This window comes from Paenibacillus lactis, assembly GCF_017873605.1.
Lineage (GTDB): Bacteria > Bacillota > Bacilli > Paenibacillales > Paenibacillaceae > Paenibacillus_AQ > Paenibacillus_AQ lactis.
This window is the reverse complement of the sequence record NZ_JAGGKI010000008.1, coordinates 171,737-189,575: the sequence shown is the minus strand read 5'-3', so window position 1 is coordinate 189,575 and position 17,839 is coordinate 171,737. Positions and strand designations below refer to the sequence as shown.

At 54.0% G+C, this 17,839-nt stretch carries 13 protein-coding genes; all 13 read right to left on the bottom strand.

Annotated elements, in window-relative coordinates; translation table 11 throughout:
- Positions 1 to 7: 7 nt before the first annotated feature.
- Complete coding sequence (locus tag J2Z18_RS16480; RefSeq protein ID WP_007127631.1) at positions 8 to 934, bottom strand: D-alanine--D-alanine ligase; 927 nt, start codon at positions 932 to 934, stop codon at positions 8 to 10.
- Between the two features lie 1,629 nt (positions 935 to 2,563).
- Positions 2,564 to 4,024, bottom strand: coding sequence for a MocR-like pyridoxine biosynthesis transcription factor PdxR (gene pdxR, locus J2Z18_RS16475; protein WP_007127629.1), 1,461 nt, complete (start codon positions 4,022 to 4,024; stop codon positions 2,564 to 2,566).
- 705 nt (positions 4,025 to 4,729) lie between these two features.
- Positions 4,730 to 6,394 (bottom strand): DUF4091 domain-containing protein, encoded by a 1,665-nt coding sequence (locus J2Z18_RS16470; protein ID WP_007127628.1) that lies wholly within the window; start codon positions 6,392 to 6,394, stop codon positions 4,730 to 4,732.
- A 498-nt stretch (positions 6,395 to 6,892) separates the two neighbouring features.
- Entirely contained in the window at positions 6,893 to 7,111 is a 219-nt protein-coding gene (locus tag J2Z18_RS30515; protein ID WP_007127627.1) for a discoidin/SUN/FTP domain-containing protein, read from the bottom strand.
- A complete protein-coding gene (locus J2Z18_RS16465) occupies positions 7,101 to 8,309 on the bottom strand; it encodes an alpha-L-fucosidase (protein ID WP_007127626.1) in 1,209 nt (402 codons plus the stop codon). Before J2Z18_RS16465 ends, J2Z18_RS30515 begins: the two co-directional genes overlap by 11 nt.
- A 19-nt stretch (positions 8,310 to 8,328) precedes the next feature.
- Positions 8,329 to 9,930: an ABC transporter substrate-binding protein gene (locus J2Z18_RS16460; RefSeq protein WP_210095059.1), complete on the bottom strand. Its 1,602-nt coding sequence runs from the start codon at positions 9,928 to 9,930 to the stop codon at positions 8,329 to 8,331.
- A 180-nt stretch (positions 9,931 to 10,110) separates the two neighbouring features.
- A complete protein-coding gene (locus J2Z18_RS16455; RefSeq protein ID WP_007127624.1) occupies positions 10,111 to 11,007 on the bottom strand; it encodes a carbohydrate ABC transporter permease in 897 nt (298 codons plus the stop codon).
- A gap of 15 nt (positions 11,008 to 11,022) precedes the next feature.
- Positions 11,023 to 11,952, bottom strand: a complete 930-nt coding sequence (locus J2Z18_RS16450; protein ID WP_232239426.1) for an ABC transporter permease — start codon at positions 11,950 to 11,952, stop codon at positions 11,023 to 11,025.
- A gap of 289 nt (positions 11,953 to 12,241) precedes the next feature.
- Positions 12,242 to 14,497, bottom strand: a complete 2,256-nt coding sequence (locus J2Z18_RS16445; protein WP_007127622.1) for a helix-turn-helix domain-containing protein — start codon at positions 14,495 to 14,497, stop codon at positions 12,242 to 12,244.
- Positions 14,498 to 14,866: 369 nt separating this feature from the next.
- Positions 14,867 to 15,382, bottom strand: coding sequence for a DUF4188 domain-containing protein (locus tag J2Z18_RS16440; RefSeq protein WP_007127621.1), 516 nt, complete (start codon positions 15,380 to 15,382; stop codon positions 14,867 to 14,869).
- A 4-nt stretch (positions 15,383 to 15,386) separates the two neighbouring features.
- The gene (locus J2Z18_RS16435; RefSeq protein WP_007127620.1) at positions 15,387 to 16,031 is read right to left on the bottom strand and encodes a TetR/AcrR family transcriptional regulator; all 645 of its coding nucleotides are present in this window, start codon (positions 16,029 to 16,031) and stop codon (positions 15,387 to 15,389) included.
- A 225-nt stretch (positions 16,032 to 16,256) separates the two neighbouring features.
- Positions 16,257 to 16,826, bottom strand: coding sequence for a helix-turn-helix domain-containing protein (locus tag J2Z18_RS16430; protein WP_007127618.1), 570 nt, complete (start codon positions 16,824 to 16,826; stop codon positions 16,257 to 16,259).
- Positions 16,827 to 16,859: 33 nt separating this feature from the next.
- On the bottom strand, positions 16,860 to 17,828 hold the full coding sequence (locus tag J2Z18_RS16425) for an NAD-dependent epimerase/dehydratase family protein (RefSeq protein WP_007127617.1): 969 nt from the start codon (positions 17,826 to 17,828) through the stop codon (positions 16,860 to 16,862).
- Positions 17,829 to 17,839 lie beyond the last annotated feature (11 nt).

Below are 17,839 nucleotides of genomic sequence, written 5' to 3'. Positions count from 1 at the left end.
ATTCGCTCTACTCCTTGTATGTGGTATTTTCTCTTAACCGTTCCGATAAAGATGACGTAATGATGGCATCCAGCAGCATGCTGAATGAGAGGCCTGCCGCCGCCGCGCTTTTGGGCAGCAGGCTCGTTCTCGTTAATCCCGGCAGCGTATTGACTTCCAGTATAAACGGAACGCCGTCCTTCAGGATGATATCGACCCGCGCATAAACGCTGCACTTCAGCGCCTTATAGCATTGAAGCGCTGCCGCGCATACCTTCCTCTGAAGTTCCTCCGGCAGCTCAATCACCTGCTCTTCGGCTTCGCCTTCCGCGTATTTGGATGTGTAATCAAAGAATTCGGCATTCGGCTTGATCGACACGATCGGCAGCAGCTTTCCGTCCAAAATGGAGCAAGTGATTTCCTGGCCTTCTATCCACTGCTCGATCATGACCGATCGATCCCATTGGAGGGCATCCGCCACTGCCGCTTTCAGCTTATCGCGGGATCGCACAATCCGGGTACCGATGCTGGACCCTCCCGTATTCGGTTTGACCACGAGGGGAAATCCCAGCGACTCTACATTCGCTTCCGCCAGCTCCTCCAGGCTGCTGACGATGAGCCAATCGGCCGTATGCAATCCTTCATACCGAAGCAGCTTCTTGCTGACATCTTTGTCCATGCAGATACTGCTGGACAAGACGCTGCTGCCCGTATATGGAATGCCCATGGACTCCAGGGTGGCCTGTACTGTACCGTCCTCCCCGTACTGGCCGTGCAGTGCAAGCAGGGCAATGTCGATCCCTTCGGTCTTGTTGATCAGGTCGCGCTTGTCATTGATTTCAATCGGGATGGCCTCGTACTTGGACGGATCCAGATGAGCCATCATTTCCTGACCCGTGAGCAGTGAAATGTCCCGCTCGGATGAAACGCCTCCCATGATGACGCCGACTTTCATGATGTGTGACCTCCTTCATGTAATGTGTGTGCAGCCGTAAAGCGGAAAGCTTGCCGTGGGCCTGCTCCGCAATCCGCATGCGGATTGTGCCTCGGATCCCTTCTGTGGGGCTATTCAGCACTACGCATGCGGATTGCAGTTCCCGTTCCTTCTGCGGGTCTATGCAGCACTACGCATGCGGATTGCTGTTTCCGATCCATCTGTGGAGCTATTCAGCACTACGCATGCGGATTGCTGTTTCCGATCCATCTGTGGGGCTATTCAGCACTCCGCATGCGGATTGCTGTTTCCGATCCATCTGTGGGGCTATTCAGCACTCCGCATGCGGATTGTACCTCCGATCCCTCTTATCCCCAGATTCCCTGTCATCCCATTTCCGTTGTTGGAATCCGGGGATAAAGGGGCACGCTTCGCTTCTACGGTCCAATTCCGCCTGCTCCGTTGATGCGGTTGTTGTGCTGCTCTTGCTTGGCACAAGTCCCTTTTGGGGACTTGCTCCGCCACGGCAGGCTCCTTTTCGACCGCACAAGTCCCTTTTGGGGACTTGCTCCGCCATCGCAGCTCCTTTTCGACCGCACAAGTCCCTTTTGGGGACTTGCTCCGCCATCGCAGCTCATTTTCGACCGCACAAGTCCCTTTTGGGGACTTGCTCCGCTACCGCAGCTCCTTTTCGACCGCACAAGTCCCTTTTCGGGACTTGCTCCGCCATCGCAGCTCCTTTTCGCCTGCACAAGTCCCTTTTGGGGACTTGCTCCGCTACCGCAGCCCCTTTTCGACCGCACAAGTCCCTTTTGGGGACTTGCTCCGCTACCGCAGCTCATTTTTGACCGCACAAGTCCCTTTTGGGGACTTGCTCCGCCATCGCAGCTCCTTTTCGCCTGCACAAGTCCCTTTTTGGGACTTGCTCCGCCATCGCAGCTCCTTTTCGCCTGCACAAGTCCCTTTTGGGGACTTGCTCCGCCATCGCAGCTCCTTTTCGACCGCACAAGTCCCTTTTTGGGACTTGCTCCGCCATCGCAGCTCCTTTTCGCCTGCACAAGTCCCTTTTGGGGACTTGCTCCGCCATCGCAGCTCCTTTTCGACCGCACAAGTCCCTTTTTGGGACTTGCTCCGCCATCGCAGCTCCTTTTCGCCTGCACAAGTCCCTTTTGGGGACTTGCTCTGCCATCGCAGCTCCATTTCGCCTGCACAAGTCCCTTTTGGGGACTTGCTCCGCTACGGCAGGCTCCATTTCGACCGCACAAGTCCCTTTTGGGGACTTGCTCCGCCACCAGACATGCAGCCGCTTCGGCTCCATAGTCCGAACTCCACCTGCTCGTTGAAGCAGCCCCAACGCTCCCACAGCTCCGGCTACCGCCTACTTAGACATGGTAGACAGCCAAGGCTCAGTCCCATTCCTTCTGGACTTCGCTGCAGTGTTTAGTTCCTTCAAGCATGATATTCGTCTACTTTCAAGTTCTTCTACTTTCGAGTTCTTCTACTTTCAAGTTCTTCTACTTTCGAGTTCTTCTACTTACGAAGCCTTACTCGAGAACAGCTAATATAGCCCATCTGCAATCAAGTTCTTCTACTTTCCAAGCCTTCCACTTTCGGAAACCCCTAAACTAGACATCTAAACCCACACAATCTCTACACCATCCTCCTGGCGGTTTCGCCGATGATGCGGATCCCCTTCCGGATGTTCTCATCCGAAACGCGAGAGAATCCAAGCCGCATCGTATGCTGCCCGCCGCCGTCGGTGTAGAAAATATCCCCAGGCGTAAACACTACGCCTTGCGCGGAGCAGGCTTCCAATAGCTCGCGCGTCCGCAAGCCTTGCTCGAATTGAACGAATACGTGGAGCCCGCCGTCTCCGGTCAGCCGGTGCTGCGGCAGCCATTCTTCGCAGCAGCTTTTGGCCAGCTCATATTTTCGCTTATATTCCGCCTTGGCCCGCTTCAGGTATTTCTCGAAATTGCCGTTATAGAGATACTGGTAAAGCAGGGACTGGTCCAGCGTAGAGGTGTGGATGCTGCGCGCACGCTTCACGCTTTCGAGGTAATCGATCAGGGTTTTATCCGCGAGGACCCAGCCGACGCGCAGTCCTGGAAACAGAATTTTGGAAAAGCTGCCCAAATAAATTACGCTGTTGTTTCCCCCGCCGGCACAGGCGACGAGCGGCGCGATATGCGAGCCGGAATACCGGAGCTCCTCATTGAAGCCGTCCTCTATCACCGGCGTCTCATACTCGCTGAGCAGCCGCAAAGTCTCGAGCCTCTTCTGCGGCGACATCACGATCCCCGTTGGATTATGGTAGGAAGGCACGAGGTACGCCAAATCATAAGGGCGAGCCGCGAGCTCGCCGGCAAGGTCCGCTAAGCTGATGCCATCTTGCTCCATCGGAACGCCGGTGATGGCGTAACCGTGCATTTTGAAATTTTTAATGGCGGTATGGTGGGTCGGATTCTCGCATAGGATGCGGCCATGGCCTTTATTCAAGGCTGCAAGCACCAAGCTCAGTCCCTCTGTAAAGCCGCTGGTCACCAACAGATCCTTGCCCGATACATCAACGCCTTTATTCTCCATATAGTGAAGCAAATAATCGATCAGCGGCTTGTAGCCCTTGGCATAGCCGTAATTGAGGAGGACTTCTCCCTCCAGCGACATTCGGTCAAGGAAGGCGCGCTTTACATTTTGCAGATCGAACAGCTTCTCATCGGGTGCGATGCTCGTAAACGATATCGCCCCTTTGCCGGCACGGATGCCGTGCTTCATCAAGTCATTCGCTTCCGCCAGCCTCGCGTAGTCGTTCAACCGCGAAGTCCAGTCCAGCTGTACATTTGCCGGCTGCGCTTCCGTTTCATTCGTGTTGATCGAGGGGATCACGAAATGCCCCTGGCCTTTGACGGCGTAAATATAGCCTTCGTCCTCAAGGTCCGAGTAGGCATTCAGCACGGTGTTGCGGCTGACGTGAAGCAGCGAACCGAGCTCCCGCGTAGACGGCAGCTTTTGATCCGCCTGCAACGCTCCGGTCGTCATCAGCCGTTTCATATAATCTTTGACCTGTATATAAGCCGGACGGTCATCCGCTAGCGTAAAATCGGAATACATCCCATAACCCCCTTGCCACAATCATGGCATATTTTTGAATGGTCCACTAGAACCACGACATGTCGCTTTCATGACCGGTGTGGTTGCCTTGCCACGTGACGCCCCATGTCCAATGATGGCTCAAAGAAAACAGTTTGTTCCATGCCGACGAAATTCGACGTTGGAATCGAAGCAGAACTCGCAATTTCCTAAACGGTGATCGTGATAAAAGTTTAACAGCCACCCGGTGCTTTTTTGAATCGAATTACTCTATATCTGTGATTGACAGCCCCTAAGATCAGATGATCGCTGGTACTGCACTGCTTAATTCTACCCTAGTTTTCACCTGTTCGGGCCGCTATCCGTCCAATCATTAAGTTAGGTAGTTCCAAGTTATTAAAGGTTTAGATCTAAAAAACTCCTCTCGGCAAAACAAGTTACTTCCTTCCTTTGTCATGTCACCTGTCTACCTATAGGGAGCCGTGGGAGCCTATCGGTCTGGGCAAAACGAAAAGCCGCTCCGATACATTGTATCGAAGCGGCAAGCATTTGAAAGGGACCAATTTCGTGAGAGTGGCCGGGAATAGAGATTATGCAATCATAGCAGCTACGCATATCACCAGTACGAACCCTGTAATTATGTCGTTGTCTTGGCTTTGTATATAGCGATGATCTCGGGAATATAGCGGTACGCGCGGTGACCATCCACCTCTGCTCCCTTTTCCCTTATTTAACCGCCATCGACTCCTTAATCTTGTCATTAATCCATTGCCGCTTGGACAGAAGCCACTTCTCATCACGCGGATACGTCTTGAATGTGATCGGCTCTTCCAGCCCTTCCTCCAGCGCCTCCAGCACGGCCTCACGGCCGATCTGCTGCTCCAGCAGCTGCAGCGCCCGGAGATCCTGAAGCGCTTCATGGAACACCTTCAGCCGGATCGACTCCACCGGTCCGTCCTCTCCTGGATAAACCAGGAACGCATCGCCGGACGGAAAGCCGCTGTCCGCGTCGGTTACCCGATAAGGATCGATCGCCCGCCGCGAGTACTGGGAGTACCAGAAATTGTAGCCCCAATGCAGGAAGCCTTCGATGTTATATTTATAGAGCTGCATGCCAAGAATGCGGTTTCGAGCGGAAGGCAGGTTGAAGAACCGGTTGGACACCTCTTTATACTGCGAGCAGCAGTAGTAGGTCCACAGCCCTTCGACTCCGGCTTCGAGGAACGGCTCGATATGGTTGCTTGCCGGAATCGGGCGCTTTACAAGCCCTTCCTCATAGAACGAAAAATCGGAAAGCGCGTCGATAATCGGGTAATCGGGCAGCAGCTCGTTCATTAAACGGCTCGCTTGGCCGTATGCCTCAATATGGGAGGCATGGGGCTCATCGGACACATGGAAATAACATCTGTCGTCACGCCCATGATCCTCGATCCAGTCCACTAAAGCCGGAATGAACTGTCTAAGGAAGGCTTGATATTCCTCACCCGATGCATCGGTCTCCCAGCCGAACAGCTTCTGGGTCTCCCCGTTTACGTTCGCCACAATTTTCGGTGCGTGCTTCGCCCCCCACTGCGTGAAGAAATGGGAGAACTCTAGGTATTGAATGCCGCAGCGGTCGCACAGATCGGTCCAGCGGTCCAGCTTGTCAAATCCGAACCGGTAGGAGCCATCGCCGAGAACCTCAACATCCACGAGCTGCACCGTCGGGCGCTCGCCGCCCACTTCGGTATCCAGCGGGGGAGTAAACAGCGGGGTCAACATCATGTTCATCCCGTGCTCTGCCGCCGTCCGGATATACTGCTCGATCAGCTGCCAATGACGTTCGCTGAACACATCGACACCATAGTAGGTTGCCAGGCAATCCGTATGGAACCACTCGGTATGAATCAGCGTCTGCGCCGGCAGCACAGCTGGGATCAGCTCCAGCCGGAAAGTCTCTTCGGCAAGCTTCTCTCCCGAATCCGTCTCAAACCGGAGCCCGATATCGTATTTACCGCCCGCTCTGCCGGAATCCGGCTCAACTGTAACCCATAAGCTTCTCCACTGGCTCGGACGCCCTGTTACAGCTGCGTCTGCAGCGAGAGGAAATAACGGATCCGGGTATAACCCCGGGGTGCTTCTTAATATGAACTCGTCATGGTCATGGTACGTCGGCAGGTCCGAAGGGGCAAGACCTACAGAGCGAATGGAAATGTACTCGCTCAGCTCGGACTCGACAACGACGCGGATATTTTTCATCAGTTGACTTGAGCGGTAAGCCACTTGAAAAGAAAACGTCTCATTCAGGAAAGCCGACCCTGCATCATACGGTGCGGCTGCCAGCTCTTCATCGGCAAACACTTTGGACAAGGAGCTGAGAAGCCGGGTCTCGAACGTTGGAATATTGCTCATTCGGCGATGCATCCTCTCTATCGTGATTTGGATCAATCTTTCGTATATCATACTAGCGAACTCGCGGAACTTGCACGAGAAAAAAATGATTTCGATAAAAAAGGGGACCATCCTCCTAGAAGATGGCCGCCCTGTTGCAAGTACGAATGTGTTTGGGCCCAACATGAAGTCGTGATACGCTCCCTGGGACGCGCCAAGAGCGCTTCATCGGTGCCCGGTCTTGCTCCATGGTCAATGGTAGCACCCGGGTATTGCCCCCATGACCAATGGTAGCGCGAGGCCTAGCCTCATGACCGATGATAGCACCAGGTCTCGTCTCATGCTCAATGGTAGCCGCCCGGTCTTGCCCCATGGTCAATGGTAGCACCCGGGTATTGCCCCACATGACCAATGGTAGCGCCGATCCAGCCCCAAGATTGCATCCAACCCCATGTTTAGTTCATTAATTCATCAATGAACGCTCTCAGTCAGCTCCAACCGCAGGGGTTCAACCCAGCTTCAGTCAACGCCCCGATACACCTCGATCGCGGAAATGTTCGGACACCATCGCGATTCCAAAATGGTAAACCGGATGTATCTGGACCGTACCGCTGGAAACTTGCAGATCCGCTTGCGGCCAATGACCGTTCCGCGGCAGATTGGCTTCCAGGCACCGTCCTCCCTATACTCCAGCTCGTACCGTTCGACCCGCTGCCCATATCGGTGCTCAGCCAGCACGATATGACTCCTGCTCGCTCCCGAGATCGACCTCGATCACGGCGTATTCGGTGCCCTCCTCCGGGCACCAATACGTGTCCTTGTCCCCGTCCAGCATATTCGCGGCATCCGACCCCGGCATCGTCTCCGATGCCGCAATATGCGCCTGTGCAGCGAGGTTCGTCTTGAACGTAGCGCGCAGCACCTCGCCCAGCTCCCGCAGCCGCTGCCTGTCGTTCTCGTGAATCAGCCCGCGGGGATCCGGCGGAATATTCAGAAGGAAGGTGGCGTTGCCCCCGACCGAGCCGTAATAAATATGCAGCAGCTCTGCAAGCGGCCGAACCTTATCGTCCTCCGAGGCATGGTAGAACCAGCCCGGGCGGATCGACGTATTCACTTCGGCCGGATACCACACCAGCTCGCGCTCACTCAGGATGACGCTGCGGCTGCCAAGGTCCTCCTCGCTCGAGCTGTAATGGCGGGCAAACTCGCGGTCGTCCGTCTTCTGGGATTTTTCCTGAATCGCTTCGTTTTCGCGCAGGGACGCAGGGACGACGCTCCATTCGGACTCCCGGCAATGCCCCGCCTCATTCCCGCACCAGCGTATGTCGGGACCGCATACGGAAATGGCGGCTCCCGGCTGCAGCTCCCGGATCAGGGCGTAATACGCCTCCCAGTCATATTTCTGGCGCTTGCCGTTCGGCCCTTCGCCGCAGGCGCCGTCGAACCATACGCAGAACAACTCGCCATACCCCGTAAGCAGCTCCCTTAATTGGTTCAGAAAAAACTGATTATACCGCGGTGAATCTCCATACGTCGGCTCATGCCGGTCCCAAGGGGAGACATAGATGCCGAACTTGATCCCGCCCCTCCGGCAGGCCTCCGCGACTTCCCGTACCACATCGCCCTCGCCGCCGCGCCATGGGCTGCTCTTTACGGAATGTTCGGTATACCGGCTCGGCCACAGGCAGAACCCGTCATGATGCTTGCATGTAAGGATCAAGCCCCGCATGCCGGCGCTGACGCAGGCCTCTACCCACTGATCCGCATCCAGCTCCGTGGGATTGAACAGCGCAGGGTCCTCCTTCCCCGTTCCCCACTCCATATCGGTAAACGTATTTACCGTAAAGTGGATAAATGCGTAAAACTCCATGTCTTGAACGGCCAATTGCCGCTGTGTCGGCTGGATGCGAGCCGCGTATTCGATCCTATTTTGCAAGCGATAAACCTCCTGTCTGTTACGAACCTTGGTTATCCAGCGCTTTCTGGTGAATTTCAAGATATTTATCCAGCTGCAGCCCTTTAAACCCGCTTACGTAAGCGTCCCAATCCTTCTCGATATCCTTGCTGCCGGTTACGAACTGGGCCAGGTTCGATTTCACGTAATCCTGAATCGTTTTTTGAATCTGCGCAATGAACGTGGCGTCGGCCGGATCGATGAACACGTCAGTCGGGTACACGAGCTCAGGCTTGGCAAACGGCTCATATTTCTTGGCAGCCAGCCACAGCCGGTATTCATAGGCTCCGTTGCCCAGCGGATCCTCAGGCGCGACGAACGATTCGCGGATCGAGTTGACCATCAGCATCGTCCCGAGCTGCCACCAAGTAACATCCGGCGTCCCTTCGGGCACATCCCGCTTCAGGGCCTCGTATTTGGCCGGCTTGCCATTGTAATCAAGCGCACCGGCTTCCGCCTTCCTCCAGCCGTCCCCTTCAAACCCCCAAGAGGTCATGACCGTCCCTTCCTCGTAGAACAGATAGTCGGCCAGCTTAATGGCGGCGATCCGCTCCTCCTCCGTCGCTTTATTCGTGATGACAAAAGATCCATCCCCCGCGCCTACGCTGTAGCCTGCCAGCTGTACACCGTTCGGCCCTTTCAGCGGCGGAACGACGTCGTACTCCTTATGGCGCGGCTTCGCGTCCGTTGTATCCAGCATGCTGCTGATCAGGGCGTAGCCGACCGCACCGACCACATTCTCGGATTTATTCCCCAGCTGCTTGACGGCATCGCCGTTTTGCGTAAACGCGCCCTTGTCGATCAAGCCCTCGCTGTACAGCTTCCGTAAGTACTTCAGCCCCTCCTTCCATTCAGGCTCCGTCGCGGACAGAATAACCTTCCCGTCCTTCACGCTCAAATACGAGGTGCCATTGTTATATATAAAGGCATTCATCAAAAAGGCGTCAACTCCTCCTCCCCACACATCAAGCGAGGTGGTCAGCGGAATTTCATCGGCTTTGCCGTTTCCGTTCGGGTCCTTCTCCTTGAAGGCTTTCAGCACTTCATAGAATTCATCCGTGGTTTGGGGCATTTCAAGCCCCAGCTTCTCCAGCCATGTCGTATTGATCCACATCCGCTGGCCATATGTGCAGTGCAAGCACTCATTCACCTTCGGCAAGGCATAAATGTTGCCGTCCGGCGCCGTCATGGCCGGGGCCAGGTACGGAATCTCCTCCATCGCCTTCTTAATGTTCGGCGCATGCTGCTCGATCAGATCGTTCAACGGAATGAATGCGCCCTGCATACCGTATTTGATCTGATCCGCCTTTGAGATGCCGGCGTTCATAATGAGGGCCGGATAATCTCCGCTGGCCAGCATAAGCAGCTTCTTGTCGTTGAATACGGCATCCGGGGTCGTATTCCATTTAAATTTGATGCCCAGCTTTTCTTCAATATGCTTGGAGAACGGATTGACGTCCAGGCTTTCGATCCCTGCGGACTGGGGCGCGAATACCGTCAATTCGACCGGAGATCCCGGATCCCCCGTCTTAGCGGTGCTTCCCCCTTCTCCTTTGGGTTCTGCCGGCTTCGAGCAGCCCGATAGCGCCAAGACAATGACCATAATCAAACTTAAGTGCCATACGATGGTTCTCTTCAAACGAACTCCTCCTCATGAATGGAATTAGAACGCAAGTCTTACCATCTTCCAATCAAATGCTTCTACATTTACCCCCATAGCTGATGAATCGCTTGCATGACAGTCTGTGCCTCACCTCCTTCCCTTCGGCTTCACTCCAGTGAGCTATCCCTTGAGTGAACCGATCATGACTCCCTTGACAAAATACTTCTGCACGAACGGGTAAATCATCAGCACCGGCGCGCTCGCTACCACGATCAGTGAATATTTCAGCAGGTCCTTCATCCCTTCGCGGACAAGCAGCTCGTTCACGTTGGTGACCATCTCCGCGCTGACGGAATTCAAAATCAGAATGTCCCTTAGAAAAATTTGCAGCGGGAACAAACTGCTGTCCTTCAAATAAATCAAGGCGTTGAAGTAGGAATTCCAATGTCCGACTGCATACATCAAAGCCAGCACGGCAATGATCGGCTTGGATAACGGCAGGGCAATTCTTAGAAAAAAGGTAATGTCGCTGCTCCCGTCCATCTCTGCCGCTTCGGCCAGCTCTTCTGGAATGGTGGTTTGAAAGAACGTTCTGGCGATGATAACCTGAAATACGGCCAGGGCTCCCGGGATGATCATCGCCCATCTTGTATCAAGCATCCCCAGCGATTTGACGAGCAGGTAGTTCGGGATCAAGCCCCCATCGAAGAACATCGTGAACACCAGCAGCATCATAATGATATTGCGGACATAGAACGTTTTTCTGGCCAGCGGGTAAGCCAGCATGACGGTAAAGGCCACGTTCACGAGGGTGCCGACCACCGCATAAAATAGCGAGTTGCCGAATCCGATCAGCACATTGGAATTTTGGAAGACGGCCTTATACCCGATCAGCGTCACATCGACCGGCCACAGCCACACTTTTCCGGAGGATACAGCCCCCGGAGAGCTAAAGGATGCGCTTACAATGTGCAGCAGCGGAAACAGAATGACGATCAGAATAACCGACAGAAACAAATACACCAAGCCGAGAAACAACCGGTCCTGGACAGACTCCCGAATAGCGGTTCTGCTCATGCGAATCCTCCTCTCTTACCATAGACTCGTGGATGATACCTTGCGGGACACAAAATTGACGATAACCAGCAAAATAAAGTTAATGACGGAGTTGAACAGCCCGATCGCTGCCGAGAAGCTGAAGTTCGCTCCAAGCAGTCCGACCTTGTACACATACGTGGAGATGACCTCCGACGTATTCTGGTTGAGCGGGTTCTGCATAAGATAGATTTTCTCGAAGCCAAGGCTCATTACATTTCCAAGATTCAGGATCAGGAGGATGACGATTACCGGGAACAGACTCGGAATATCAATGTTGATGATCTTCTGAAGCCGGGTCGCTCCATCCACCCTGGCCGCCTCGTACAGATCCGGATTCACGCCGGCGAGGGCCGCTATGTAGATAATGGCGCCATAACCGGTGAACTGCCATGCATCGGACCAGACGTAAATGGACTTGAACAGCCCCGGGATGCCTAGAAAATCTACGGGCTCAAGCCCCAGCGCCCGATACAGATTGGACATGAGTCCGGTATTCGGCGATAAATTCACGATGAGGATCGAAACGATGACCACGGTCGAAATAAAATAAGGCGCATACGTGACCATTTGGACCGTCTTCTTGAACCTGCCGTTTCGAATTTCATTCAGAGCCAGTGCGAGCAGGATTGGCGCCGGGAAACCGACGAGCAGTCCGTACAGGGAAATTTCCAGCGTATTTCGGACATACTGCCAGAAGAACGGAGCCTCGAACAGCTGCTTGAAATAATCGAATCCCACCCAGGGGCTTCCGAATATTCCCTGAACGACGTTGTATTCCTTAAATGCAATCAGAACGCCGAACATCGGAACATATTTAAAAATGACGATATACAGCAGAGGGAAGAACACGAGCAGGTAAAATTGCCAGTGCTTCATCAGCTTCTTCCTTGTTCTGCTTCCGGGCTTGTGCAATGGGACATTCATTCCGGCCGTTGCTTCCATTGTTTTGCTCATGCGAGCCACCGGGCTACCCCTCCTTATCGGTTTGATGACCCTTAGTTTAGGGGAAGCCTCCCCGGCCGTTCAATAAACAAGATTCGCCGGCCCAACGTATTTCCGCGAAGCAGACTAGATGCCATAGATCAGGCAAGCATCAGACGGATAAACCTTTTTCCGCCGCTAAACCAAACTCCCCGCATGAAAAAAATCCCGCAGAATAGCGCATTCCGCGGGATTTTGAAGCCTCGTCCATAATCTGGGGCGCGTCTCGGTTCTAGCCTTCGGCGATCCGATTTGCGTCCCCGGAAGCCGCCTGGTCCCGATATTCGCCAGGGGACAGGCCCACTGTTTTTTTGAACATCCGGCCAAAAGAGATGGCATTCGAGTATCCGACCTTGGTCGCGATTTCCTGAACGGGCAGGGTCGTCTCGACAAGCAGCCTTCGGGCATGCGTGATCCGCAGCTCAATCAAATAATCAACGAACTTCTGGCCCGTCTCCTCCCGGAACAGCTTGCTGAGCGTCTTCCAATTCATATGGAACTGTTCGCTCAAGTAGTTCAGCGACAGATCGGGATTCGCCGAATTTTCCTCCATATACTGCCGAATTCGCCGGATCGTATCGGCGTGATTGCGCCCGTTGAGGACCGATGCCATGCCCTCGTATAGGGACGAGAGCGCCTCGCCGCAGTTTTGCTGCAGCTGCTCCAGCGTGTCCGATCGCTGCAGTGCATGCCGCAGTTGGGGCTGGCCCTCGTTTAGCCAAACGTCCTGAAACTCCTTAGCCATACAGGACAATTCCCGGCCGAGCGCATAGATCAAGTAATCCGCTAAACTGTGAACCCCGTCCCGGTCCAGCATATTCTTCTCAATATGCTCGATCAAGGCTTTATATTTCTCCCGCCAATCCGGATTCACCATCCGTAAGGACTGGGCGATGGAACGGATCAGATTCAGAAAATCAAACGCATGTCCACGCTCCTCGCCGGCGATTTGTCCGTAAGGAATGATCCTGTTCTCGCCGAGAATCATTTTATATTTCAATGCCTTGAGCGCTTGGCTGTACGACTCCGGTATTTCCGTATACTGCTCTGCCAGCTTTCCCATGCCAATCGTTACGGTCAGCTTCAGATGCTCCTCCACCCACCGGCGGGCATCTTCGAAGATTACAGCAGCCTCCTGCATCATATCCGGAGCCGGATCGACCTGGATGATAACACCCAGCTTCGATGCGGATGTCCATTCCGCCCAAAGGACGGATCCCCGTGCGGCTGCCGTTTCCTGAACAACGCTCTTCAGAGCAAATTTCAATAAATATTGATCCTGCTCCCGGTACTGTTCGCAGAAGTGAGCGTACTTATCGATCTCCATCACGCTGACGATCTGAGGAGAGGCCAGATCCGGCAGCTCAATGACATCCCTCTGTTCATTCCATTGCTCCAACTGCAGCGGATACTGCCCCTCGATCAGCTGCTGAAACAAATAAGCCTTCCGAAGCAGCAAATCCTCGCGGTGCTGCTGCTGAAAGCTGTTGGACTGCTCCAATATGCTCTCAAGCGCCGATTCAATAAAAGCAAACTCATCCTGCTTGCAGCCGTGAAGCAGGGCATTCGTCTTGGTCTGTGTATACTTCTGAACCTGAGACACGATGGCCTCTACCGGCTTGTAGTTTCTGCGTGTAACATAAACGATCCATACAATGCCGGCCAAACACATCAATATGCCTACCATGAACCACACGTTGTACAGCTGGCTTACGATGCCGACCACCCTGCCCTGCGTCAGGCCGCCCTCATATACCCAGCCCGTGTACGGAGAGACTGCGCTGGACACCGGCTCTCTGTCCTCCGCCACCATCGCCCCCGGGGTCATGGAACGGCCGTCGGCATCCTTCATTCGGATAAAGCTGACGTCCGAGTTATACATCCCCTGAACCATTTGGGATATGGCATCCACGTTGATGTTGATCGCAATCAGCCCCCGGCCGCGGGATACGAACGGGGCGTCCCGGACGAGCGTGACCGTCTGCCGTGCACCGTTAAAGCTGAATTCGCGAAAATCCCTGATGCCGCTCCACTGGGCTTCGCTGTTTTTCCGGCTCAAGTAAGGTTTAAGGAAGGCATAATCCGCATAGTCCTGAAGCTTGAAGGCGGAGGATGTGGTTAGAACATATTCATCCTGCGTGCGCACCAGCGCCATGGAATCCACAAGGGGACTGGAGACTTTGAATTGCTTCATCGCTTGCACGGCCTGCATATTCAGGTAAACGTCATCCTGATTCTCGGAGCTGAAAAAATCGGACAGATCCGGATTAAACAGCAGCTCCTGCACCAGCATCTGATCAATGGACTTCAGCGAGTTATCCACCGACCGCATCGCCTGCTGGATCATCGTCTCATTGGCTTGCACCGCTCCCTGCCGCGACTGTTCGCCAAGCATTTGGAAAAACACGAAAAACACAAAGGAAATGACAATAAAAAAGACGGGCATATACGACAGCAGCTGACGGTAAAACCAAGCTTTGTTCCCCATAGACATCCCCCTGACCCAAAAGGTTGTTCATCCATACCGATACGTCAGCCATGCCGATAGACACGCTGACCGTGTTTGGTCCGGAACCGCCGGACCTCTGGAAGCGCTTTCTAATTTCAAGCCTTGCGTTTCTATGGAACTCGATTGCTCCCTTTCTCCGCATTTCATGTAATAGCTTCATATTAGAAGAAAACGCGCGATTTACCAACACTTTTATGGAGAGGAGTTGAAAAACATGTCTCTGGTATTAGCCCGATAGGAGAGACGGATCAGCATGACCGGTTAGGATCCGAATCCGATATGAAACGAAGCAGGGGGACAATGAAGGTTTCTTTTAGAAAACAGCTTTGTCCCCGGGAGCTCCGTTCCCTACCGGGACATCCTGTTCGGAGGCGTTGGGACAGCAGGCTCATTGTCCCTGCCCAGCCTGCGGCCGGCCGTTTCTCTGCGTCCTGTTGCAGGCACATGCGCGCCTGCCCGTGCAAGGCCGAACCGTGGCATGTTATTGTACAGGCACTCATACTGCCCCTCCTGAACGAGGTAGGTTTCGTGGAAGATGCCGACATCGCCGCCGGTGCCGACGGCTTGGTTAAACCTCCGCCAGGCACTCAGATGATTGGCGCCATGGCGGGCGTAGTGCTCCAGCTGCTCGAAGCTTCTCCAATATTGGATCAGCGTCAATCCCCGCCATGACACGTGGAAGGTACCATCGATGAATCCGAGCTCCTTGTTCCGGTATAGCTCCTGCAGCATCGGAGACATGGAATTCATAACAGGCAGCCATTTGTGCACGGCCCACAGCTTGTTGATCCGAAATCCGATGATAAAGACAACAAATGAGCCTTCCATCTGGGCGGTATAACGCCCGGGCGTCACTTTGCTCATGCCGTTACTCTCCTTCCTTCATTTCAAGTAAACGCAGATGGTTCTCATACACGTTTCCGATATCCTCCGAACCGTACAGCTGCGCGGTCAAGAACGCCCCATAGAACACGGTGAAGCAGAACTCGACCGCCTGCTCCACCGACATCGCCGGATTCAAGCGCCCCGCCTCAGCCTCTGTCGTCATGAAACGGTGAAACAGCCGGTACATATCGGGAGACTTTCTCCCGATCTCTTCCTGTCCCGGAAAGAGCAATGCGACTTCAGCCTCGCTGAGCTCCGGCATGCAGGGCTGCATTTTGACCTCGGCCAAGAACGAGATCAGGCTTGGCATAATTCCCAGCCGGATTTCATGCTCTTTAACCACTTGATCCAGCAGATGCCGAAAAGCTGCAAATCCGCTTTTTCCTTCCTGTTCGATCTCAATGATCCGCTTCGTCAGCCATATCCGCATAAAATAGATCAGGACATCCTCCTTGCGCTGATAGAACTTGAAGAAAGTAACCTTCGATATCTCGGCCGCCCGGCAAATGTCCTCCAGCAGCACCTCGCTGAACATCCGGTCACGCATCAGCGCGATTCCCGATTCATACAACGCGATTTTGTTTTTGGCTTTTTTCAGTTCACGCAAAGGGATTTCCGAAACGGGCATATGTCTCCACCTCAAAATAATTTACTTTTGTAAATAAATTAACACAAGTAAACTTATTTTATCAAGGTGAATTTTCACTTCTTATCACGGTCGTAGGTTTAAGAGCTGATTTCGCAAAGATCTCCATAAAAAAAGCAAGCACAGGATGCTCGATCCTGTACTTGCTGTGGATACCATGAGGTTGGATACGCCTCGGCACTTGAGGCTTTCCCGCTCTCAGGCCGCTTATCCGCGTGCCGCGGCATCCGCATAGAAAATAATCGTATAAAATTTCGTAATCTCGTTCCCCGGGTTCCGGTAACGGTGGGGACGATTGGCCGCGAAATGCACGGAGCTTCCCGCAGGCACCGTATAGCATTCGTCCTCCCGCCAGAGCTCGAGCTCTCCCTGGTGGACAAATATATATTCCTCAACGCCGTCGTTATGCGCTTCCGATCCATGATCGCAGCCGGGATCCATGATGACCATATACGACTCGAATTTGGTGCGAAGGTTGTAGGAGAACAACGGATGCACCCGGTACGCGCCTTCTGCCTCATGGAAAGGCTCCACATCCTCAGGCGATACGACCGTCACCTCGGTCTCCGCTTCCTCAATCAGCGTCGTGAATGATATCCCCAGACCGCTTACGATGCGCCATAACACCGATATCGTCGGGTTCGAATCCCCCCGCTCGATCTGGCCGAGCATTGCTTTGCTTACGCCGGTCAGCTCCGATACATTGTCCAGGCTAAGGCTCCTCGATTTTCGAATGGCTTGTAAATTTCTCCCTACCTTTTTATGAATGGGTTCCAATCGTACAATATCCTCCTTCGGTACCTAAAACGGCTAGCTGATTTTGCTCTGATCCGCCCGCAGCTTTTCCGTAAGCTTTGATACCATATCATCCGTCATGCGGTTCAAATCATATTGTACATCAAATCCCCATTCTTCGCGTGCGCAAGTTGCATCAATCGCGTCCGGCCATTCGTTCGCAATGGACTGGCGGACCGGATCGACCTGATAATCCAGCTTAAAGTCCGGGATATGCCGGCGGATGCTGGCAGCGATCGATTCAGGCTCAACGCTCATCGCCGTCACATTAAAGGCGTTCCGGTGCTTCAGCCGGGAACCGTCTGCCTCCATCAGCGTTATGATCGCGGATATGGCATCCGGCATATACATCATGTCGAGGTACGTTCCTTTCGCGATATAGGAGGTGTATGAGCCGCTGCGAACCGCTTCCCAATACATGTCGACCGCGTAATCGGTCGTTCCTCCTCCAGGTGGCGCGGAATGGGAGATTAGCCCTGGAAAACGGAGTCCCCTCGTGTCCACGCCGTATTTATGATGGTAATAATCGCACAGCAGCTCGCCAGACACTTTGCTGACTCCGTACATCGTCAGTGGACGCTGCAGCGTATCCTGCGGGGTCGCACGCTTCGGGGTATCCGCCCCGAAGGCTGCGATCGAGCTCGGTGTAAAGAACTGGCATGACAACGCCCGTGCCGTCTCCAGCGCGCTCAACAGGCCTCCCATATTCAGATTCCAGGCAAGCGCCGGGTTCGATTCCGCCCGCGCTGACAACAGAGCCGCCAGATGGATTATTGTATCCGCTCGAAACTCTTTAGCCGCGTCATAGAACGCCTTGCTGTCCGTGACATCCAACAGCCTGAACGGTCCGCTCTGCACCGCCTCGCTTTGCGATTGACGAATATCCGTTGCCAGCACGGCTTCGTCGCCGTATATTTGCCGCAGCTTCACGATCAGGTCCGAACCGATCTGACCGAGTGCACCCGTGACCAAGATTCGTTTCATGAATCATGCCT